This window comes from Pedobacter sp. SG908 (genome assembly GCF_011759615.1).
Lineage (GTDB): Bacteria > Bacteroidota > Bacteroidia > Sphingobacteriales > Sphingobacteriaceae > Pedobacter > Pedobacter riviphilus.
Genome location: NZ_JAAOYY010000003.1, coordinates 1 through 21,562 on the forward strand (window position 1 = coordinate 1; position 21,562 = coordinate 21,562).

General features: G+C 37.4%; 16 protein-coding genes. 11 read left to right on the forward strand and 5 right to left on the reverse strand.

Features of this window, described 5'->3' with window-relative positions:
- Positions 1-506 precede the first annotated feature (506 nt).
- From bamD to FHT21_RS20780, 11 genes are all read left to right on the forward strand, one after another.
- Positions 507-1,442 (forward strand): outer membrane protein assembly factor BamD, encoded by a 936-nt coding sequence (gene bamD, locus FHT21_RS20730; RefSeq protein ID WP_167296658.1) that lies wholly within the window; start codon positions 507-509, stop codon positions 1,440-1,442.
- Positions 1,443-1,445: 3 nt separating this feature from the next.
- The gene (locus tag FHT21_RS20735) at positions 1,446-1,772 is read left to right on the forward strand and encodes a DNA-directed RNA polymerase subunit omega (RefSeq protein WP_167296659.1); all 327 of its coding nucleotides are present in this window, start codon (positions 1,446-1,448) and stop codon (positions 1,770-1,772) included.
- Positions 1,773-1,848: 76 nt separating this feature from the next.
- Complete coding sequence (gene coaBC, locus FHT21_RS20740; RefSeq protein ID WP_167296660.1) at positions 1,849-3,045, forward strand: bifunctional phosphopantothenoylcysteine decarboxylase/phosphopantothenate--cysteine ligase CoaBC; 1,197 nt, start codon at positions 1,849-1,851, stop codon at positions 3,043-3,045.
- Positions 3,042-3,935, forward strand: coding sequence for a DUF4835 family protein (locus FHT21_RS20745; protein ID WP_167296661.1), 894 nt, complete (start codon positions 3,042-3,044; stop codon positions 3,933-3,935). Before coaBC ends, FHT21_RS20745 begins: the two co-directional genes overlap by 4 nt.
- Before the next feature lie 425 nt (positions 3,936-4,360).
- The gene (locus tag FHT21_RS20750) at positions 4,361-4,732 is read left to right on the forward strand and encodes a BlaI/MecI/CopY family transcriptional regulator (RefSeq protein ID WP_167296662.1); all 372 of its coding nucleotides are present in this window, start codon (positions 4,361-4,363) and stop codon (positions 4,730-4,732) included.
- A gap of 95 nt (positions 4,733-4,827) precedes the next feature.
- Positions 4,828-6,927 carry a M56 family metallopeptidase gene (locus FHT21_RS20755; protein ID WP_167296663.1) on the forward strand — a complete coding sequence of 700 codons (2,100 nt, stop codon included), beginning with the start codon at positions 4,828-4,830 and terminating at the stop codon, positions 6,925-6,927.
- A 99-nt stretch (positions 6,928-7,026) separates the two neighbouring features.
- Positions 7,027-8,679, forward strand: coding sequence for a DNA repair protein RecN (recN, locus tag FHT21_RS20760; RefSeq protein ID WP_167296664.1), 1,653 nt, complete (start codon positions 7,027-7,029; stop codon positions 8,677-8,679).
- Positions 8,680-8,935: 256 nt separating this feature from the next.
- The gene (locus FHT21_RS20765; RefSeq protein WP_167296665.1) at positions 8,936-10,177 is read left to right on the forward strand and encodes a carboxypeptidase-like regulatory domain-containing protein; all 1,242 of its coding nucleotides are present in this window, start codon (positions 8,936-8,938) and stop codon (positions 10,175-10,177) included.
- A 490-nt stretch (positions 10,178-10,667) separates the two neighbouring features.
- Positions 10,668-11,903 carry a carboxypeptidase-like regulatory domain-containing protein gene (locus tag FHT21_RS20770; RefSeq protein ID WP_167296666.1) on the forward strand — a complete coding sequence of 412 codons (1,236 nt, stop codon included), beginning with the start codon at positions 10,668-10,670 and terminating at the stop codon, positions 11,901-11,903.
- Positions 11,904-11,992: 89 nt separating this feature from the next.
- Positions 11,993-13,060: a PA0069 family radical SAM protein gene (locus FHT21_RS20775; protein WP_167296667.1), complete on the forward strand. Its 1,068-nt coding sequence runs from the start codon at positions 11,993-11,995 to the stop codon at positions 13,058-13,060.
- Positions 13,061-13,225: 165 nt separating this feature from the next.
- Positions 13,226-14,098 (forward strand): hypothetical protein, encoded by an 873-nt coding sequence (locus FHT21_RS20780; protein WP_167296668.1) that lies wholly within the window; start codon positions 13,226-13,228, stop codon positions 14,096-14,098.
- 148 nt (positions 14,099-14,246) lie between these two features.
- Here FHT21_RS20780 and FHT21_RS20785 read toward each other — a convergent pair whose 3' ends face one another.
- The 5 genes from FHT21_RS20785 to FHT21_RS20805 all read right to left on the reverse strand — a co-directional run bounded on the left by FHT21_RS20785 (position 14,247) and on the right by FHT21_RS20805 (position 21,533).
- A complete protein-coding gene (locus FHT21_RS20785) occupies positions 14,247-14,762 on the reverse strand; it encodes a CAP domain-containing protein (RefSeq protein ID WP_167296669.1) in 516 nt (171 codons plus the stop codon).
- Positions 14,763-14,909: 147 nt separating this feature from the next.
- A complete protein-coding gene (locus FHT21_RS20790; RefSeq protein WP_167296670.1) occupies positions 14,910-17,462 on the reverse strand; it encodes an ATP-dependent Clp protease ATP-binding subunit in 2,553 nt (850 codons plus the stop codon).
- A 540-nt stretch (positions 17,463-18,002) separates the two neighbouring features.
- Entirely contained in the window at positions 18,003-18,497 is a 495-nt protein-coding gene (locus FHT21_RS20795) for a BLUF domain-containing protein (protein ID WP_167296671.1), read from the reverse strand.
- Between the two features lie 431 nt (positions 18,498-18,928).
- On the reverse strand, positions 18,929-20,167 hold the full coding sequence (locus FHT21_RS20800) for a hypothetical protein (protein ID WP_167296672.1): 1,239 nt from the start codon (positions 20,165-20,167) through the stop codon (positions 18,929-18,931).
- A gap of 154 nt (positions 20,168-20,321) precedes the next feature.
- Positions 20,322-21,533, reverse strand: coding sequence for a DUF4998 domain-containing protein (locus FHT21_RS20805; protein WP_167296673.1), 1,212 nt, complete (start codon positions 21,531-21,533; stop codon positions 20,322-20,324).
- Positions 21,534-21,562: the final 29 nt, after the last annotated feature.

Here is a 21,562-nt window from a genome sequence, read left to right on the forward strand (position 1 = left end):
CCATGACAGTGTACCCTGCACTGCCCCTGCAACATAAACCCGATTGCAATGGAAAGCCGCCGCTCCTTCTGCGGCGCTTGGAACGGAAAGCGGGAACAAACCTATATAGTAGCACGAAACCTGATTTACGGAAAAACAAACAACACTATAGTATATAAGCAATACTTATATATGTTAAAATTTGTTAACTGTATATTTGTACTGAATTGCTTTGCATAGCTTTTTTGGGCGCCATGACGGTGTGCCCTGCACTGCCCCTACAGCATAAACCCGATTGCAATGGAAAGCCCGCAGCGCAGCGAGGACTTGAAATGGAAAGCGGGAACAAACCTATATAGTAGTACGAAACCTGCTTTTCCTAAAAAACAAACAACACTATAGTATATAAGCAATACTTATATATATGTTAAAATTTGTTAACTGTATATTTGTACTGAATTGCTTTGCATAGCTTAGCGGCCAATTGTTTTTATTGATGTTATCGTATTATTAATTATCTTTGCAGAATGTTTAAAGTTAAACACTTAATTATTTTAGTATTTGTTGCCGCTTTAGGTATTGCGGGTTGTAAAAGTCGTTTCGAGAAATTGAGAGCGAGTAATGATGTTGCAAAAAAATACCAAGAGGCTCTTCGTTTGTATAATAAACGTGATTACAGCAAAGCTTTGGTACTTTTTGAAGATCTTTCTCAAAAATATAGGGGCCGTGCAGAAGCTGAGGATCTGAACTATTATTATGCTTATACGCTATACAGATTAAGTGATTATACAACTGCAAGATACCAGTTTAAAAGTTTTGCAGAAACCTATCCAGCAAGTAAAAATGCAGAAGAAGCTAGATACATGGGGGCTTATTGTTTCTATTTAGAATCTCCAAATTTCTCGTTAGACCAGGAAAACACTTATAAAGCTATTGATGCGCTACAATTATTTATCAACTTATACCCTACCAGCGATCGTGCTGCAGCTGCTGGCAAATATATTGCCACACTAAGGGGCAAGTTAGAGGATAAAGCATTTGAAAATGCTAAAATGTACTTAACTACAGGGCCTAGTAATGTAGATAACTATAGAGCAGCTGTTATTGCCTTAAAAAATGCGCAGAGAGATTACCCAGATATTAAATATGCTGAGGAAATGGACTACCTGATGATTAAAGCGCAATATTTATACGCAAAAAACAGTTATGTCATTCGCCAGGAAGACCGTTATAATGAAGCACTTGCTTTATATACTGAGTTTACTGAAAACCACCCTGACAGTAAATACACTAAAGACGCAAAGGCGCTTAAGGATGATGTTGAGGCAGGAATTGCGGCTACTAAACAAGAATTGGCATTATATGCCGCTGATCAAGAAAAATACAAGCAGATGCTGATCAGAACCGGGAAGTTAAAAGATACTTCTGCTACAATTAATAAAACGGATATTAAAAACAAGTAATACATGAATACTAACAAACCTGCTGTACCCAATACTACGGTAACCAGAAACGTACACGATTTAGATAAAACTACAGATAACTTATACGAATCTTTAGTGGTAATTGCTAAAAGAGCAAATCAGATTTCGAACAACGTTAAAGAAGAGTTACACGGTAAATTGGCAGAATTTGCTTCAAGCAACGACAATTTAGAAGAAATTTTCGAAAATCGTGAGCAGATTGAAATCAGCAAACATTACGAGCGTATGCCGAAACCTGTTTTGATTGCTATTGATGAATTTTTGAACGAGAAAATCTATCACAGAAATCCTGCTAAAGAACAAAAGTAACTGGCATAGCGCATAGCGTTTAGGGCAAAGCGTTTAATACTACGCTCTATGCTTTATGCCCCATGCCCTAAACACTATGCTCAAAAATAAAAACATAATCCTTGGCGTTTGCGGTAGCATCGCGGCATATAAGTCGGCTATTTTAGTTCGGCTCCTCGTAAAAGCTGGTGCAAACGTAAAGGTTATTCTTACTCCTGATGGTGCTAATTTCATTACACCACTTACCCTTGCTACGCTTTCTAAAAATCCGGTTTATACGCAATACTTCGAAGAAGAAACTGGCGTATGGAGCAACCATGTTGAACTGGGTTTATGGGCCGATTTAATGATCATCGCTCCAATAAGTGCCAATACACTGGCTAAACTGGCAACCGGCATCTGCGATAATTTATTAACCGCTGTTTACCTTTCGGCCAAATGTCCGGTTTATGTAGCCCCGGCAATGGATCTGGATATGTGGAAGCACGAAACTACCCAGGGCAATATCGAACGTATTACTAGCTACAGTAATACAGTTATAGCACCTGCTAATGGCGAACTTGCCAGTGGGCTCTGGGGTGAAGGTCGGATGGCCGAACCTGACGAAATTGTTTCTTTTCTGGATGGTGCCATAAAAAAATCGATGCCACTATTTGGCAAAAAGGTAATGGTTACCGCTGGTCCAACTTACGAGGCCATTGACCCGGTACGTTTTATAGGCAATCATTCATCAGGAAAAATGGGCTTTGCACTGGCTGATGAACTGGCAAGGCTTGGAGCTGATGTTACTTTAATTGCCGGACCAACAGCACAAAAATCTACTCAAACTTTAAAAAGGATTGACGTAATAAGTGCACAGGATATGCTCGATGCTTGTTCATCGGTGTTCCCCGAAACAGATATTACGGTAATGTGTGCAGCCGTGGCAGATTATCGCCCTAAAGTAATTGCCACTCAAAAAATTAAAAAGCAGGACAGCGGATTGGTTTTGGAACTGGAAAAAACAAAGGATATACTCGCCTCCTTAGGTGCGGCAAAAAAAGCACACCAGATTTTGGTTGGTTTTGCTTTAGAAACCAATGATGAAGAGAATTATGCCAAAGGCAAACTAGAAAAGAAAAATCTAGATCTTGTTGTTCTAAATTCTTTAAATGACAAGGGTGCAGGTTTTAAATCAGATACCAATAAAATTACTATTTTTAACAAAGCTTTGGAACGGACTGTATTTGAAATGAAATCGAAAACGGATGTTGCCAAAGATATTTGTACTGCCATTTTAAAAATTGCGAAATGATAAAAAAGATTGTTTGGATATTGATATTGGTTGGTTTCGGAAAACTGCAGGCGCAGGAGTTGAATGCAAGAGTAACTTTGCTGGCGCCCCAGGTTTCGAACATCAGCAAGCCAACTTTAGATGCTTTGCAGAAAACAATCCGCGATTTTTTAAACAATAACAAATTCAGCAACGAAAGTTATCAACCACAGGAACGTATCAATTGTAGTTTTATCATCACCATCAATTCGTGGGATGGTGGTTCTGGATATACTGCAGAAGCACAGATCCAAAGCAGCCGCCCGGTTTTTAACAGCTCTTACAACAGCACTTTGTTAAATATGAGTGATAAGAATTTCGATTTTAATTTCAACGATGGTGCTACAATCGACTTTTCTGATCAGAATTACATTTCCAATATCAGTGCCCTCCTCACCTATTACGCTTATACCATCATCGGAATGGATAAAGATAGTTTTAGCAAGATGGGCGGAACTCCTTTTTATAAAAAAGCACAGAACATCATTAACCTGGCGCAAGCCTCAGGCAATACCGGCTGGAGAGCAGCTGATGGTTTGCGCAATCGCTTTTGGTTTAATGAAAATGTTTTGAATCCTATTTTTAGCGAACTGCGCAATTTCATCTATAGTTACCATTTAAGTGGCCTGGATCAGCTAACCGATAATGATAAGGGCTTAACACAGATTGTTGCTGCCTTACCTGCCCTCCAACAAATGGATAAGCAGAAACTGGGTTCTATTTTCCCTAATGTTTACTTTGCGGCTAAAGCCGAAGAAGTAACGAATGTACTTTCTAAACTAAACGGCCAGGAACGCATGAAAGCTTACAATATGTTGGCAGAAATCGATCCGGCGAATATTGGCAAGTACGAAGTGCTGAAGAAAAATTAATTTTTTGGTTAAGCAGTTAATTGTTTTAATCGGTTAGTTGTACATAATATGGCTAAACAGTTTCAATGGTTAAGCGCTAAGTAGTTTCTCTATTCGTTGCGATTAATTAATTTTAGAAAAGCAATCTCAGCATTTCAATTAAAGCTAGTCCTGCTTTTGTTCATACGCCTACAGGCCTTACACACAGGCCGGTATCCACGTCAATCAGGTTTAATAACTAGAGTCAGTTTTTCATAGGCGGGGTTTTCCTTTCCAAAGCCTAATAGGCATGCAACATTCTACCTGCTCATGCGTCTTATATCACAGTTAACCGGTTAATCAGTTTCAACAATTAACCAATAAAGTTAAAAATTTGTTAAAATATTTTGATTTTACGAATATCTTCGTACATTTGAATACGAAATAATTCGTACAACTTGTAACATATGACTAATCATAACATCAAACCAACAGAAGGTGAAATGGAAATCCTCCAGGTGCTTTGGCAAAAGGGGAATGCGACGGTAAGAGAGGTTCATGAAGCACTGAATAAAAAAGACTCTGGCTATACCACAACTTTAAAACTGATGCAGATTCTGCACGAGAAAGGAATGGTAGAAAGAGATACCAACCAAAAAACGCACATTTATAAAGCGCTTGTTAGTCGGGATAAAACTGAAAAACAATTGGTAAACAAAATGATCGATAACGTATTTAACGGATCGGCAGCGAGATTGGTGATGCAGGCTTTGGGTAACCACAGTGCAAGTGCTGATGAAATTGACGAAATAAAAAAATATTTAGATAGCCTAAAGTAAGGTTAGTGTTGAAGGTTGAAAGGTGTAGGGTTTTGATCCCTAATAAACAGTAAAATTTTCGGATTGTCTCCGTATAAAAAATTAAAATCACCGTTATGGAAACTTTATTACAACAGTTCATCAAAGCATTTGGCTGGAGTATTTTAAACTCACTTTGGCAAAGCGCCATCATTTATGGCATCCTATTTATCGTAATGCTTAGCATTCCGAAGCTGGCGGCAAAACATAAGCACAACCTAGCCTTTGGTGCCATCATTTTAATGTTTATTGGCTTTGGCTATAATTTCATTCATCAATTAACTTTAAATGCAAATAATCAGGCTCCCGCCATTAATGCACAAAATATACAGGTTTACCAATATTTTAACAACCTTCCGCCAAGTTTTAGCAGTAAGGCAGAGCAGTATTTCCCTATAGTAGTTATATTTTATGCCATTGGCATCTTGCTTCAGTTATTCGTTATTATTAAAGGCTATAGTCAGCTTTCAAAACTTAAAAAAGAAAGTTTAAGCGCTATTCCAGATAGTTGGAAAACCATTTTTGAGCAGGTAATTGCTCACCTTAAAATCAACAAAGTTATCCAGTTCCACCTCTCCTCTATTGTTAACGTACCTTTGGTAATCGGTTATTTAAAACCTGTGGTATTATTTCCACTGGCCCTGGTAAACCAATTAGACAACGATCAGGTAGAAGCGATATTAATCCATGAGTTATCACACATCAGAAGAAACGATTTTTTATTAAACCTGATTAAAACCGCCATAGAAACATTATTATTCTATAATCCATTTGTGTGGATGGCAGGTAGATTTATACATATTGAGCGCGAGCATGCCTGCGATGATCTGGTATTAAAAATTACCGGGAAACCGTTGAATTATGCCCATGCCCTACTTAAACTCGAACTATTAAAAGACAAAAACAGTCCGGCTTATGCACTGGCAGCAACAGGCAAGACCCAGAATTTATATCAACGCATAAAAAGAATAACCAACATGAAAACAAATTATTTAAACGCCAAACAACAAATGGCAGCCTTAACTTTAGGCGTAGCCTGCTTGTTTTCTATTGCTTGGATCAATCCAACGGAAAAGAAAAAAGAAACTAAAAAAACACCGAAAACTGAAGTTTTGAGTTTGATTGACCACCATAATGTGAAAACCATCGTTTGCACAGACACCACAAAAAAACGCAAAATTAAAATTGTAACCATTGATGCGGATGGTAAGAAAACAGAGTATAACTCCTTAAAAGAAATGCCTGATAGCTTAAGAAAAGACTTTTATAGAGATGAACTTTTCGCAGGAAAAAACATTTACAGACTGCATACTGATAGTAATTTTAAATTTAAGTTCAACGATTCGTTATTACTGGCCAAAATACATAAAGAGTATAATTCACCAGAAGCGCAAGCTAAATGGAAAAAATTTGGAGAAGATATGGCCAAACAATATAACTCACCAGAGGCACAGGCTAAATGGAAAAAATTCGGTGAAGATATTGCCAAACAATACAATTCGCCGGAAGCACAGGCCAAGTGGAAAAAATTTGGAGAAGAGATGCAAAAGAAAATGAATTCTCCTGAAGCCCAGGCCAAATGGAAAAAAATGGGTGAAGATATGGCGAAAGAGTTTAGCAGCCCCGAAGCGCAAGCAAAATGGAGAAAGATGGGCGAAGAAATGTCTGCCAAAATGAATTCACCTGAGTTTAGAGCGCAGATCGATAACATCAGGATGCAAGCTTTAAAATCTGGAGATATTGCAAAATTATCTGGTTTAAGCAAATTACATACCGATTCTTTATTTAAAACCAAAGGTTACCAGCTTTCTTCAGATGGTGTAATTTTTAAATACAATGATAACTCGAACAGTAAGGTGAGACAAACTGAGGAGTATAAAAAATTGAAAGAAAAATTCGACAACGAAGTAAAAGAGCTGAAAGAAAAGTTGGAGAAAAAAGAGAAAAAAGAAAAGGTAGAAGGTGGTAACAAAAGTTCACAGGTAACTCCCGCAGTAATGTTATACAATAATCAAAATTTTACCAGTGCTGTTAAACCACTGAACACCCTAAATGCGGTAGTAACGTATAAAAAATCTGATTTTACCAATGCCGATCAAACAGCAATAAAAAGTTATGTTCAGGCCGTTAACTTAAAAGTTGATAATGGTAATGTAATTAACATTTCGATAAAATAACAACACATAAACCAAACAGATCATGAGCAGCGAAGATTATTCTTCGCTGTTTTTGTTTTGTATGCACCTGTTGAATAAATTTTAATATTTTTGCTTAGCATGCTACAAAAACTTTCTATACGTAATTACGCATTAATTGATAGTCTCGATATCGAATTCGATAAAGGCTTAAATATTATAACTGGTGAAACAGGAGCTGGTAAATCTATTATTTTAGGAGCATTATCGCTAATTTTAGGACAGCGAGCAGAAAGCAAATACTTTTTTAACCAGGATAAAAAATGTGTTATTGAAGGAAGTTTTGCACTGGCAGATGAAAACCTGAAAGAACTTTTCGAAGAAAATGATTTAGATTTTGCAAACGAAAGTATTTTACGTAGAGAGATATCCATAGATGGTAAAACCAGATCGTTTATTAACGACACCCCGGTTAATTTATCAATTCTTAAACAAATTGGCGAAAAGCTGATCGACATCCATTCTCAGCATGCCACCCAGGAGATTAACGATACCGATTTTCAATTGTTAATTGTCGATTCATTAGCTAACCACCAGTCGCTATTGTTTAATTACCGCAGCGGGTTTAAAAAGCTAAAGCAAGAAACCAACCTATTGAAGAAATTAGTGAGCGAGGCAGACGAGGCAAGAAATAAGCAAGATTATGAGCAGTTTCTATTTAACGAACTCGAGCAGGCAAAACTACAAGATGGTGAACAGGAAGATTTAGAGCAAGAGTTAGAACGTTTAACGCATGCCGAAACCATAAAAAGAGCATTACTTACCGCTTCGGGCTTAATTAACGAAAGTGAACCTTCTGCCCTTCAGATTTTAAAAGAAGCTTCCTTACAACTACAGAATATAGAAAAATTCGATCCTGCAATTAATGTACTGTACGAACGTTTGCGCTCATCAATTATCGAAATAAAAGATATTACCGACGAGGTTTCTGGCATTGAAGAGAATACCATACACAGTGCCGATCGGTTAGAAATTGTAAACCAAAGGTTGGATCTGTTTTATACCCTGCAGCAAAAGCACCGGGTTGCTAATAATACCGAATTACTGGTACTTCAAAAACAATTGGAAGAGAATCTTAACAAACTGTTATCTTCCGATGAGCATATAGAAAAACTACAGAAAGAAATAGATCAACTTAATAAAGAATTGCATAAACAGGCCGAGCAATTAAGTGCCAACCGCAAGAAAGCAATTAAAATGGTTGAGGAACAGACCAGTATTACTTTGAAACAGGTAGGTATGCTTAATGCTAAATTGGTGTTAGAACAAAAAAGCTTGAACGAATTGAATAAAGATGGATTGGATGAAATCAACCTACTCTTTACAGCCAATGCTGGCCAAGCCCCTGCCCCGGTAAATAAAGTAGCATCTGGTGGTGAATTATCACGGCTGATGTTAGCCATAAAAGCTTTATTGGCCAAACATACTTCGTTACCAACCATTATTTTCGATGAGATTGATACCGGGATTTCTGGCGAGACCGCTTTAAAAGTTGGAGAAGTAATTGCCGATTTAGGCCAGAACATGCAGGTAATTTCGATTACACACCTACCACAAATTGCCGCCAAAGGCATATCGCATTACTTTGTTCACAAAAATGAAGACCGTGGAAAAACCACAACCGGCATTCGTAAACTTAAACAAGAAGAACGTATTGGTGTTATTGCCGAAATGTTAAGTGGTAAAAACCCGGGTACATCGGCTATAGAAAATGCACGGGAGTTGCTCGCTTAGTTTATCAATCGGTCGTCGTCACCTTGATTTCATTTCGGGGTCTTGTCATTTGTAAATTTACTGCTAGATTTTACCATTTGGCTATAAGACATATTAATTCCATGGCCTATATTACCACAGGACCATCTTGAGTTGAATAGTATTTAGCCGTCTGTGAGGACACAGACCACGACGATAAACCGAAAAATTTCAAAAAGCACTAATAATTTTACATTCGAGTCTTATTCAAACTAATAAATTAGTTTATATTTAAATAATGAAATCTTTTATACTTCTACTTTCATTATTAATCATCGGTAACTTTTGTGCTGCTCAACAAAGTTATATTCTTTCGGGTATAGTTAAAGATAAACGGGGTGAGGCTCTACCAGGTGCAGGCGTATATGTAAGCGGTTATAAAATTGCGACCGTTTCTAACAATGATGGTGGCTATAGCTTACCGCTAAAACCTGGCAATTACGATATTTTGGTACAGCTTATTGGCTATAAAGCGCTAAATAAAAACGTTATTATTTCAGATAAGGCCATAAAACTCGATCTGATTTTGGAAGAAAGCATTACCCAATTAAATGAAGTAACCATTAAGCCAGATCCGAACAGGGAACATTATATTGCCATGTTCAAAGATTTTTTTATTGGTACTACACCAAATGCCGCACAATGTAAAATGATTAATCCAAATGTGCTGATAATCGATTACGATCAGGACAATGCTTTACTTACTGTAAAATGCAACCAGTTTCTCATCATCGAAAATAAGGCATTGGGCTACCGAATCAAGTACCTGGTTAATAATTTCGAGTACAGCCGTAAAACCAACATTGTTTATTACCAGGGCTTTCCTACCTACGAAGATTTAAAAGGTTCTAAGCACAAAAAGGAAGTTTGGAATAAAATGCGTTTAACAGCCTACCTTGGCTCTCCCCAGCATTTTTTTAAATCGTTATACCATAAAAAGATCACCGAAGAAGGTTTTATCATCAACAAATTAAAAAGTATCCCTAATAGCAACAGGCCCAAAGACAGCCTAATTAATGCTAATATCAGGCAATTTACCCAGGCTCAAACCTTTACAGGTAATATTCACCTCACCATGGGCGATTCGCTAAATTACTGGATCAAAAAGAAAAATCTACCTAAGGAGGTTTCGGTATTGAGCAAAGTTCCTGTGTTGCAGGATACACTGGCCAGACTAACAACCGAACCTGCCATTCAGGAAATTAATTTTACTGATAAACTTTATGTGGTTTATACTAAAGAGCCCGAGAATCCCGCATTTACAGGAAGGATTGGTTTCGCTATTAGCAGGCCACCCGATTATTTTGGCTATCAGGTATCAACTATCACCTTACAGCAACCTCCTATTTATTTTTACGAAAACGGAGGCATTTACAACCCACGATCGATGCTTTTTTCGGGCTATTGGGCCTGGGAAAAAATAGCGGATAGCGTGCCGATGGATTATTTACCTCCTGCTAATTTAGAAGAGAAAAAGTAGAAATGGCATCAGCCCGATTTAAAGCACAACTACGGTAGATTATTTTTTTCCTTTTTTTGGAAAGCAGGCAGTGCTATTGGGTTCAAACGGTCCCGCATTTCGTTACAAATCCTTGCCTTCATGCTTCAGGCAGGGGTTTAGCTGGCAATACCAGTAATACTATTTAGGTACCATGCAAACCTACCTTTGTTAAATAAACGCGACAGAGCGGGTAGCCCACAGTGAAGCCTAGCGCAACGAGGACTACAAGCGATGGCGGGACTGCTCTAGCCATGAAAAACAGGCCTTTCGTTTTCAGAAAACAATATTTGCTATTCACTTGACTTACTTTAATCAAATTTTCTTCTTAAAGATCTTTCGATACACTCAGGATTATAAATTGTATTAGCCCGCTCTCAGCTCAAAATGACGATTATTTGCAAATGTTAAATTTGTTAAAAATCTTGTGCGTTTTTAATAAATATTACGCCTTTTGGTTACATTCGTCTCTATGATTAAAAGCCTTTTAGTAGCCCTTACGCTGATCATATTGGGTACTAATGCCATTGCTCAAAACACCTTCTCAATTAGTGGTTTGGTTAGGGATCAAAAAGATGGATTACCTGGCGCAAGTATCTATTTAAGTGGGTACAAGATTGCTACTGTGGCTGATAACGATGGTCGATTTAAATTATCTAATCTAAAACCGGGCAGTTACGATCTGCTCGTTCAACTGGTTGGTTATCTCCCCTATTCTAAAAGTGTAATCATTTCCGATAAATCGGTACAGGTAGAACTGGTTTTGAAAGAAAATGTTGCGCAACTGGAAGAAGTTGTAATTAGGGCCGATCCCAACCGTCAGAAGTATATCAACCAGTTTAAAGATTTTTTTATTGGGAAAACCCCAAATGCTTTACAGTGCAAGATATTAAATCCGCAGGTGCTAAATATAGATTTCGACATAACCAAAAGTACCTTAACGGTTTCTACAACTGAGTTTCTGATTGTAGAGAATAAAGCTTTGGGTTATCGGCTTAAATATATGCTTGACCGTTTCGAGTATAATTCGAGAACACATATCATTTATTATTCTGGTCACCCGTTTTTTGAAGAATTAAAAGCATCGGCGGCTAAAAAGAAAAAGTATATTGCTGCCAGAGAGGTTGCATATTATGGTTCGTCGCAACATTTCTTCCGTTCGCTTTATGCCAACAAAACGCAAGAAGAAGGGTTTATCATTAATAAGATGATTAAAGTACCCAATCCTAACCGTTATCCTGAATATTTAATTAATGCCAATTTAGAAAAGATTAAGGCTGTACCGGAGAAAACAGGTATCAGACAGAATAAAGGTAAAATAGATACCGCACTGCTCGCTTTTTGGACCAAACAAAAAGAAATGCCCCGAACCATCGACAAATTTTCGAGAGCAGAGGTACTTACCGATACTTTAGTGCACTATTTTAACCAGAATTTGAAATACTTGAGCTATACCGATGCTCTTTTGATTCAATATACAAAAGAAAAAGAATCACTTGCTTATTCTAAAACAGGTTTCTGGATTTTCAGGCCACTGGATGTTCCGGAAAATGAAATTTCAGTAGCGAATTTAACCGGCGAAGGTGTGCGTTTCTACGAAAATGGTGGCATTTATGATTCCCGATCATTGCTTTATGAAGGTTACTGGGCATATGAAAAAGTGGCCGATATGGTACCGATGGATTATGTGCCCCTCCCAAAGAAGTAAACGAATAAGGTTGCTAGTGAAAATAAAAATGTTGAAAAGTAGGCATTCGTAGAAATTAAAATTACTAAAAATATTAGTAATTTTAATTTATGATCGGCGAAGAAGAAAAACAATATTTTAAAGGACGGGGCGCTCAAGTTAATCCACACAATAAATTTTTAAAGGATGTTTATGTAAAGGAACATGATGAAGGAATAGATGACTGGGAGGAGAGCGATCGAAAAACTTCCTTTATTTTTGAAAATTCGAAAACCATTGTAAACAAAGTTGACAGCCCCGATGTAGGCATGGCTTATTCTTTAAATCCATACCAGGGCTGCGAACATGGCTGTACTTATTGTTATGCGCGCAACTCGCATCAATATTGGGGTTATAGCGCAGGAATTGAGTTTGAACGGAAAATAATCGTTAAAAAAGATGCCCCAGCACTATTTAAAAAGTTCTTAGAGAAAAAAGGCTGGGATGCCACCACTATTTCTCTTTCTGGCAATACCGATTGTTACCAGCCTGCTGAAAGAAAGTTTAAACTTACCAGGCAGCTGCTCGAAATTGCATTGGCCTACAAACAGCCCATCGGTATGATTACCAAAAATTCACTTATTCTTCGCGATCGGGATATTCTGCAAGAAATGGCGAAGCTGAATCTCTGCATGGTTTACGTTTCCATCAATAGCTTAAATGAAGATTTGAGGCAGGTGATGGAACCCCGTACAACAACTGCTAAACAGCGCTTAAAGGTTGTGGAGGAACTTAGTAAAGATGGAATCCCTATGGGGGTTATGGTTGCTCCACTTGTGCCTGGTTTAAGCGACCATGAAATTCCTAAAATTTTAAAGGCTATAGCAAATGCTGGCGCTATTAAGGCGGGTTATACAGTGGTGAGGCTAAATGGAGCGATTGGACAAATATTTGAAGACTGGCTACAGAAAAATTTCCCAGATCGTTTTGATAAAGTTTGGCATATGATCCAAAGCTGCCATGGTGGGCATGTTAACGATAGCAGATTTGGCGATAGAATGCGGGGAGATGGTAATATTTCTCAAATGATTAGAGATAATTTTAGGCTGCATTGCCGTTTAAATGGCTTAAATATGAAGGACATTATTTTAGACCACACTTTGTTCAAAATTCCAAGTAACCAGGTGAGTCTGTTTTAAAATTCGGGGAGAAAAATCCCTAGCGCTCAGGCCGTGGTTTTATCATCACGGCCATCTCAATATTTTGGTCCTGATTTGCAATCGGGATGTTAGAACAATCAAAATATTAGATTCTTTATAAACCCAAATTTGTAATCCACATTGATTAAACTTAGTTTTAACCTTATGAATATTGCCTTAATAACCTACCTAGATAAAGGTGCTTACGATACAACTACCGTTGAAAGTGAGGATGATAAACTCTTATATTTTTTAAAAGATAAAGGATTAAATATTGAAAAAATCATCTGGAATGATACAAACATTAAATGGGAAGATTACTCGCTTGCCATTTTAAAATCGCCGTGGGATTACTTTGACCTGATTGAAGAATTTTACGCCTGGCTCGACCTTTTGGAAGCTAAAAAAGTGAGGCTGCTTAACCCAATCGATGTGGTGAGGTGGAATTCGAATAAAAAATATCTTCAGGAGATTGAAACTGCCGGCTTAAAAATTATACCCAGCGCCTTTATCAATAAGCAGGAAGATGTAACGCTTAAACACTTCTTTGAAAAATTTAATACCAATAAATTAATTGTGAAGCCCTGTGTGAGTGGCGGCGCAAAAAATACCTTCAAGGTGACAGCAGAAAATGTTGAAGAAGTAAACCAAAAGCTAAATAAACTTATTCAGGAAGAAGATTTTATTGTTCAACCGTTTTTGCCAGAAATCCTGGAAAGTGGCGAATGGTCTTTCATTTTCTTTAATGGTGTATATAGTCATTCGTTAATCAAACAGGCTAAACCTGGCGATTTCAGGGTACAACCGGCCCACGGTGGCACTGTTCACCCACAAAAACCTAGCGAAGAAGAGGTTGCTACGGCACAGCAATATGTAACGTTGTTTGCTAAAGATTGCCTATATGCACGGGTTGATGGTACTTTTGTTAATGGCAATTTTTTATTGATGGAACTGGAATTGATAGAACCTTTCCTGTTTTTAAATACCGAACCCGAAAATTATATTCGGTATTATAAGGCATTGAAGGAGCTGATGTAAAGAGAATCGTCATTTTGAGCGGAGTGCAACCGAGTCGAGAACCACATTAGTGCTCAGCGAAGCTGAATCTACTGTAAATAGATCTCTCCCCGCCTACACTGGTAGGTATTCCACTACGTTCCAAAAGATGACGATTGTTAGTTTTAGATTACTTAGCGGCAAAAACCTGTACCCAATAGTTATCTGTTTTGGCTGCACCCATTTCTTTAAAAGATGCTGTCATGATGTTTTTGCAGTGACTTTCGCTGGCAATCCAATCATTAAAAACCTGTGCTTCTGTAGTTTGCCCAAATGCAATATTTTCACCCACTGTTGTCCAGTTATAGCCAGTAGCCGTAACCCTCGAACCAACTGTTTCGCCATTTGCAGAGGTATGTACCATGCTTTTAATTGATGCCATGTATTTACTTTGATAAATTGCAGCCGAGGCCAGATTGGCATTCCAGGTTAAAGCTGCAACAGGTGGCATTTTAGTAGTACCGCAATTACAACCGGCCAAACGGGTATCGTTAACCAGTTTTAACAGCACATCGTTGTTAATGTTCGTAGCAGTAGAGTTTTCTATTTTTAATGTTGTATCTGGTGTATTGGAATCAGTTCCTTTTTTACAGGACAATGCACAACATAGCGCTAAACACGCTAAAGAAAAGGTAATTAGTTTCATTAATAAGGAATAGTTTAAGGAAAGGTACAACGATTTTCTTTATAAAAATTAATTTCTACCTATTTTTTTATATTCCAAAAAACAGCTAAGTAGTAGTCTAGTATCCTAAACAAAAAAAACTCCCGATTTTTATCGGGAGTTTCTTACTTATTTACTTGAAGAATCTTCTTCTTGTTTTGGCTCTTCTTTTTTCTTTTCGCCTTTTTTGTGGTTGATCAAAATCTGTTCGGTAGTTTTATCATAATCAATTTCTAAAACGTCACCTTCAGCCAATTCGCCTTTAAGAATCTCTTCAGCAATTGGATCTTCTAAATATTTCTGAATGGCTCTTTTTAACGGACGAGCACCAAAATTACTATCAAAACCTTTATCAGCAATATATTCTTTAGCATTTTCAGTTAATGCAATTTCATAACCAAGGGTATGAACGCGACCAAATAAGGCTTTTAATTCGATATCGATAATTCTGAAGATTTCTTCTTTACCCAAGCTATTAAATACCACTACATCATCAACACGGTTTAAGAACTCAGGAGCAAAAGCACGTTTTAAAGCACTTTCGATTACACCACGGCTGTGAGAATCGGCCTGATTTGTTTTCGCTGTTGTAGAGAAACCAACGCCTTGACCAAAATCTTTTAGCTGACGGGCACCAATATTAGATGTCATAATGATGATTGTATTTCTAAAATCAACTTTACGGCCTAAACTATCGGTTAATTGTCCCTCATCTAAAACCTGTAATAAGATATTGAATACATCAGGGTGCGCTTTCTCAATCTCATCCAATAAGATTACGGCATAAGGTTTTCTTCTAACTTTTTCAGTTAATTGTCCGCCTTCTTCATAACCTACATATCCTGGAGGCGCGCCCACTAAACGTGACACCGCAAATTTCTCCATATACTCACTCATGTCGATCTGGATCAAAGAATCATCACTATCGAACATAAAACGGGCCAGCTCTTTTGCCAATTCTGTTTTACCTACACCAGTTGGGCCTAAGAAAATAAATGAACCAATTGGTTTTTTAGGATCTTTTAATCCAGCTCTTGTACGTTGTATTGCTTTGGTTAATTTTTTGATTGCATCATCCTGACCAATAATTTTCTCGGCCACTTTATCGTACATGTTCAACAGTTTTGCACTGTCTGTTTGCCCCACACGTTGTACCGGAATACCAGTCATCATCGAAACCACTTCGGCTACGTTATCTTCTGATACTTCGTAACGTTTAGTTTTGGTTTCGGCTTCCCACTCCGCTTTAGCTTTATCTAATTCTTCAATTAAATTTTTCTCTGTATCGCGTAGTTTTGCAGCTTCTTCGTATTTCTGGCTACGTACAACCTTGTTTTTCTCTAATTTGATATCTTCAATTTTAGCTTCAATATCAATAATGTTCTGAGGAACGTGGATGTTGGTTAAGTGAACACGTGAACCTGCTTCATCTAAAGCATCAATGGCTTTATCAGGTAAGAAACGATCAGAGATATAACGCGATGTTAAAGTAACGCAAGCTAAAATAGCTTCATCAGTATAAGTTACACCATGGTGTTCTTCGTACTTATCTTTTATACGTGTTAAAATTTCTACAGTTTCATCCGGTGTAGCCGGTTCTACCATCACTTTTTGGAAACGACGGTCTAAAGCACCATCTTTTTCAATGTACTGACGGTATTCATCTAATGTTGTAGCACCAATACATTGAATTTCGCCCCTTGCCAAAGCAGGTTTGAACATATTGGATGCATCTAATGAACCTGATGCGCCACCAGCACCAACAATGGTATGAATCTCATCAATAAATAAAATTACATCTGTAGATTTTTCAAGCTCGTTCATCACGGCTTTCATACGTTCTTCGAACTGGCCACGGTATTTTGTACCGGCCACCAGTGATGCCAAATCTAATGTAACTACACGTTTGCCAAAAAGCACACGCGAAACTTTACGTTGTACAATGCGTAAGGCAAGGCCTTCTGCAATTGCCGATTTACCAACTCCTGGTTCTCCGATTAAAATCGGATTGTTCTTTTTTCTGCGGGATAAAATCTGCGATACACGCTCAATTTCTTTCTCGCGGCCTACAATAGGATCTAAACGACCTTCTTCAGCAGCTTTTGTTAAATCACGGCCGAAGTTATCCAAAACAGGGGTTTTAGATTTTATATCTGAAACCTTTTTAGGCGTACTAAAGCTTTCTTCTTCGCGATAATCATCATCGCCTCCTGTAGAAGCACTATTTGAGATATCATCTCTGAAACCATTTTTATTCACTTCAACCTCCTGTTTAAAAACATCGTAAGTAACACCATACTGCAATAAGATTTGCGAGGCGATGTTATCATCATCTCTCAAAACCGATAATAGCAAATGTTCGGTGCCAATTAAATCGCTTTTAAATATTTTGGCTTCTAAATAAGTGATTTTTAAAACTTTTTCTGCCTGTTTTGTTAATGGAATATTGCCTAAGTTTACTGTAACACTCGAAGTACCGCGAACGGCATCTTCAATTGAGCGGCGCAATTTACCGGTATCAACCCCTAACGATCGTAAAATTTTTATAGCCATGCCATCGCCTTCGCGGATGAGGCCCAATAATAAATGCTCGGTTCCGATGTAATCGTGCCCTAAGCGGAGCGCTTCCTCCCTACTAAAAGAGATTACATCTTTAACCTGTGGTGAAAATTTTGCTTCCATAATACCTTTCTTAACAGCTACGTCCCTAAACTATAAAATAACTTTATAAAAACGAACGTACTGTTTTCTTTATTTTATCAACAATTGCGCCATATGGGTGGATAAAGAGGCTTTTGAATGCCTGAGAACCCAAAATTCAATGTAAGACTATCGCTTCGACAAATATTATTTTATTTATATCTATCTACGTAATAAGTGTTCTATAGGTTTTAAAGGGACATTTGCCAAAAACATCCGATTACAAATATTACATTGTCGGTTTATTGTAAGGATTTTTTCGCCATCAAAAACTGACAATATGTATCTTTTTACTAAGGCAATTTACAAGTTTTGACAGAAAAACAAAAACAACGTGACATCATTTAACAATTTCATTAGATAAAAATCAACAAACGAATCCAATAGACCTACCCTATAATAATCTTAATACGAAATTAACTGTAATTAGGTTGTTTTTGTTTTTTAACATAGTAGTTTATTGTAATTCATTTATCATAAAGAATAAGTATATCCTTTGGTACGTAGCTTTAACAGTTTGGGCTATAAAAACGTTTCAGCAAATTGCGCTTTATTGTTGGAGGATAACTTCTGCAAAAACTGCAACGGAACATCAGTAGCACCAAGTTTATTACATCGTGAAACTAAATCATTTAAATCGAAATGGCCAGATAGCGATTGATAAAGTTCTCCGGCAGCCTGCTCAAACCCCACACTCCAATCTGTAAAACAACGTCGGTCATATTTGCCAATTTGCAGTAAAGCAACTGATTCATGGCGTTCATCATTTACAATTTTTTTAAAAAGTCTGCGGATGATCCGTTCATCCCCTTCCAGCAATTGCATAAACCTTCCTTTACTCTTTGTAATTTGCTGACCTCTTACATACAATAGTATTCCGGTAATATTATTCCGGTTATTAAAATCCTTACACTGATTAAGCAAGACTTTAAGTTCATCGTGATTAAACAAGTCACTCTCTACACTTGTATAAATTAAATAAAAGATGGGTTTTAAAATTTCATTCTCAAATTTCATAGGGATAATTAACGCTATTTTTTATATCTCCGATAAAATACGCCAATTATCTGATTATTCTTAAAAAATTAAATAAAAAAACAACCTCAATCGCTTAAATTCAAGTAAAAAACTATTAATAAACCAATTATTCACCTTCATAGACTAATGAATTAAAAAATTACAAGCATAATTTTCGTTTTTATTTTAGCCACCAAGAAAAAATCGTCTATTTTCTTTAAAACATGATCTATAAAACAAACATTGTTTTGATGATGATAAAACATAAAAGAACATGGGCTTCTCTATACGCTGATGTACGAGTTTTAGATTTTCCCAGTTGCAAAATGGCAACCGGGAAAATCAAAAAATCAGGAAGCTTAAAAATGAATACTAATTTTCATTGTACGATGGAAAATTGACAGATATTACCATTATATCAAATGTAATCATTATGGGATATAGGCACCGCTGAATTCCGTTAAACCATCTTTACGCATGGCTTCGATAATTAAACAGGTATAGGCAAAATCCCAGCTTGAAGTAACCTCTGAATTCTGATTAAGACCATAAGGCCAGTAATGTTGGCTATCACCACTGAGTTGGGCTGTATTGTCATTTGTGATCTGCCTCAATATTGCGGTTACGCTTGGTGCCTGCAGTTTACCATTAACAAGCGTACTCCACCACCACGAAGAAGTTCCGGTACCTAAAGTGTGCGAACCTTCATGAAGCATTGTTCTGAGGTTTTGATAGGAAGAATTGGTTCCAAACCGCATCCAGCCTTGGTTGTTGGCATCGGCCGTTGGTACACCGTCAACATAATTTAAATACACGTGTTTCGTAACAGAGGTATAGTTGTTAAAATACCAAAGTGCACTATCAATGGCCACCTGCAACCTACCATATGCCGCAAGCTCTTCTGCACCAGGGTTTTGAGATTTGTTAAAGGTGTAGGTGAAATTACCTTTTGCAATGGTTTTAAAGGTAATTTCATTACTATAACTCACACCCTTCGCATTAATGGCATAAGCCCTGGCATAATAGGTGGTTTTTGGTGTAAGGTTCTTTAAGCTCACCCTAAACTTACCAAGTCCGGCGTTATTATGCTTCACTTTGCTATTGCTAATGGTAGGATTTGGCGAGGATGCATAAACAATACCTCGTTCTGTAATGGCATCTCCACCATCTGTTAACACTTCAATATCTGCTGCTGCTACCGTTGAGCCTATAATATACATAGGCGAAAAACCAAATGTAGAGCTGGCTATACTGGCTGTGGTGAGTTCGATTTCATTACCGTAAGCAACTCCTGCTTTATTAATGGCGAAGGCTCTGACATAATATTTAGTGGAAGCCGTTAAGCCCGTAAGCTGACTGGTAAAAACACCTGCCCCGTTAATGCTAATAACACCAACCTTCTTGCTGTCAATAGTTGGTTTCGGTGAGGTACTCCAGCAAATTCCCTGATCGGTAACAGCAGAACCTCCCTTATCGGTAATGGTTCCGCCGCCTGTTGCACCAGTGGTTGTAATGGAAGTAAATTCGGTAGTAGTTAAAGTAGCGACAGCACCAGTTACCTCCGTCTTAGTAGTTGTAGGTTCTGCTACTTTTTCAGTTTTTTTACAGCCAACGAATAAAGTAAGAACCATAAACGCCGGGATGAGATATATTTTAGGTTGGTTATTCATTTTTTTTCGTTATCAGAAGTTAATGCCGATAGATTTAAGCACTAATAATTAAGAGGAATGATCATAATCTTACCTACGAATACCTTATTAAGCGTAAGTATTTTTTATAGAAAAACACCCTGGGAAAGTGACTAACCCAAGGTGTTTATTTAATCTATTTAGCCCACTTCAATAATTTGACGCTTTTAACTTTTATATATTGGCCAGAATTATCTATCGATACGCCGAAACCTATTGAGACAGTGGTTTGTTGCGTAAGTGAAAAATTCAATTCACCATCAGCGATATTAGCATAAGCAATAGCCGCAGCCGGAATATCAGTTACATTCGGTAGGGTATTACCGGCAGCAACAGCAATATACCTTGAACCTCCGCTATTCTGATCAATACCAGATAACCTAAAAGTATATCTGCCCGCGGGCAATGTGATGGTTTGATAAATAAGACCATTGGTAACAGGTGTATTGATTCCCCAGCCGGATTCGAAAGATAATACACCAACGCCACTTCTTAACTCATACCCACCATATTGATTGTTGTTGATATTCTTAGCACCTGAACTAGTGGTCCATCCTGCTAATGTTCCCCATCTTGATCCATCGTAAGCAGCTCTTGTAAATGGGCCGGTATTCGATAATAAGCTGGTCATATCTTCATCAACGGAGAGATTGGCCGAATAAGCTACTCTGAAAGTATCTACACAATTTGTATCGGGCAGAAACAAAGTACGGTACTTAAATGTAGAACCACTCTTGTAATTTTTAAGAATTGTTTTGGTAGAATCAATCGGTGTTCTAACCGTAACCAAGGTGTTGCTGGAATTGGTATACTGAAGTTCAGTGGTAAAAACACCGGTTAATTTATCCATACCTAACCACTGGATGGTTGCGTTGCCATCTGTTCCTTTAACCGCTGTGGAAATCCCGCGGTTACTTAGTGAAGCTTTATAACGATCGCCATAAGATCTGGCATTGGCATAAACCGGAATAGACTTATTACCCGCTTTATCATAAGTATATATGGTAAAATTCTGTAAACCTTCTGTACTGATGGGTATAGAGTAATTAAGTGTATCTACGATATTTTTTTTCACAACCGGGATTACTATTGAATCTTTTTTGTTGTTCCAAAATATTTTACAACTTACAACTTTAGGATCTGCCAGAAAAAGTCCTTTTAACACTACTCTCGAATCACCGGAATACATTTTCACAGAATCCAGCTTACCTGTATAAGAAATTTCACCACCTGCTACAAATTTCTTAAAGTCATCCTGTTTGGTACAGGCACTGTAAACACCTGCAACCAATATGAGCAAGGCAAAAACAGTTAACTTTTTATATTTTTTTGATTTATAATTATTCATCTTTATAATTTTTAAATGAAACTTAAATC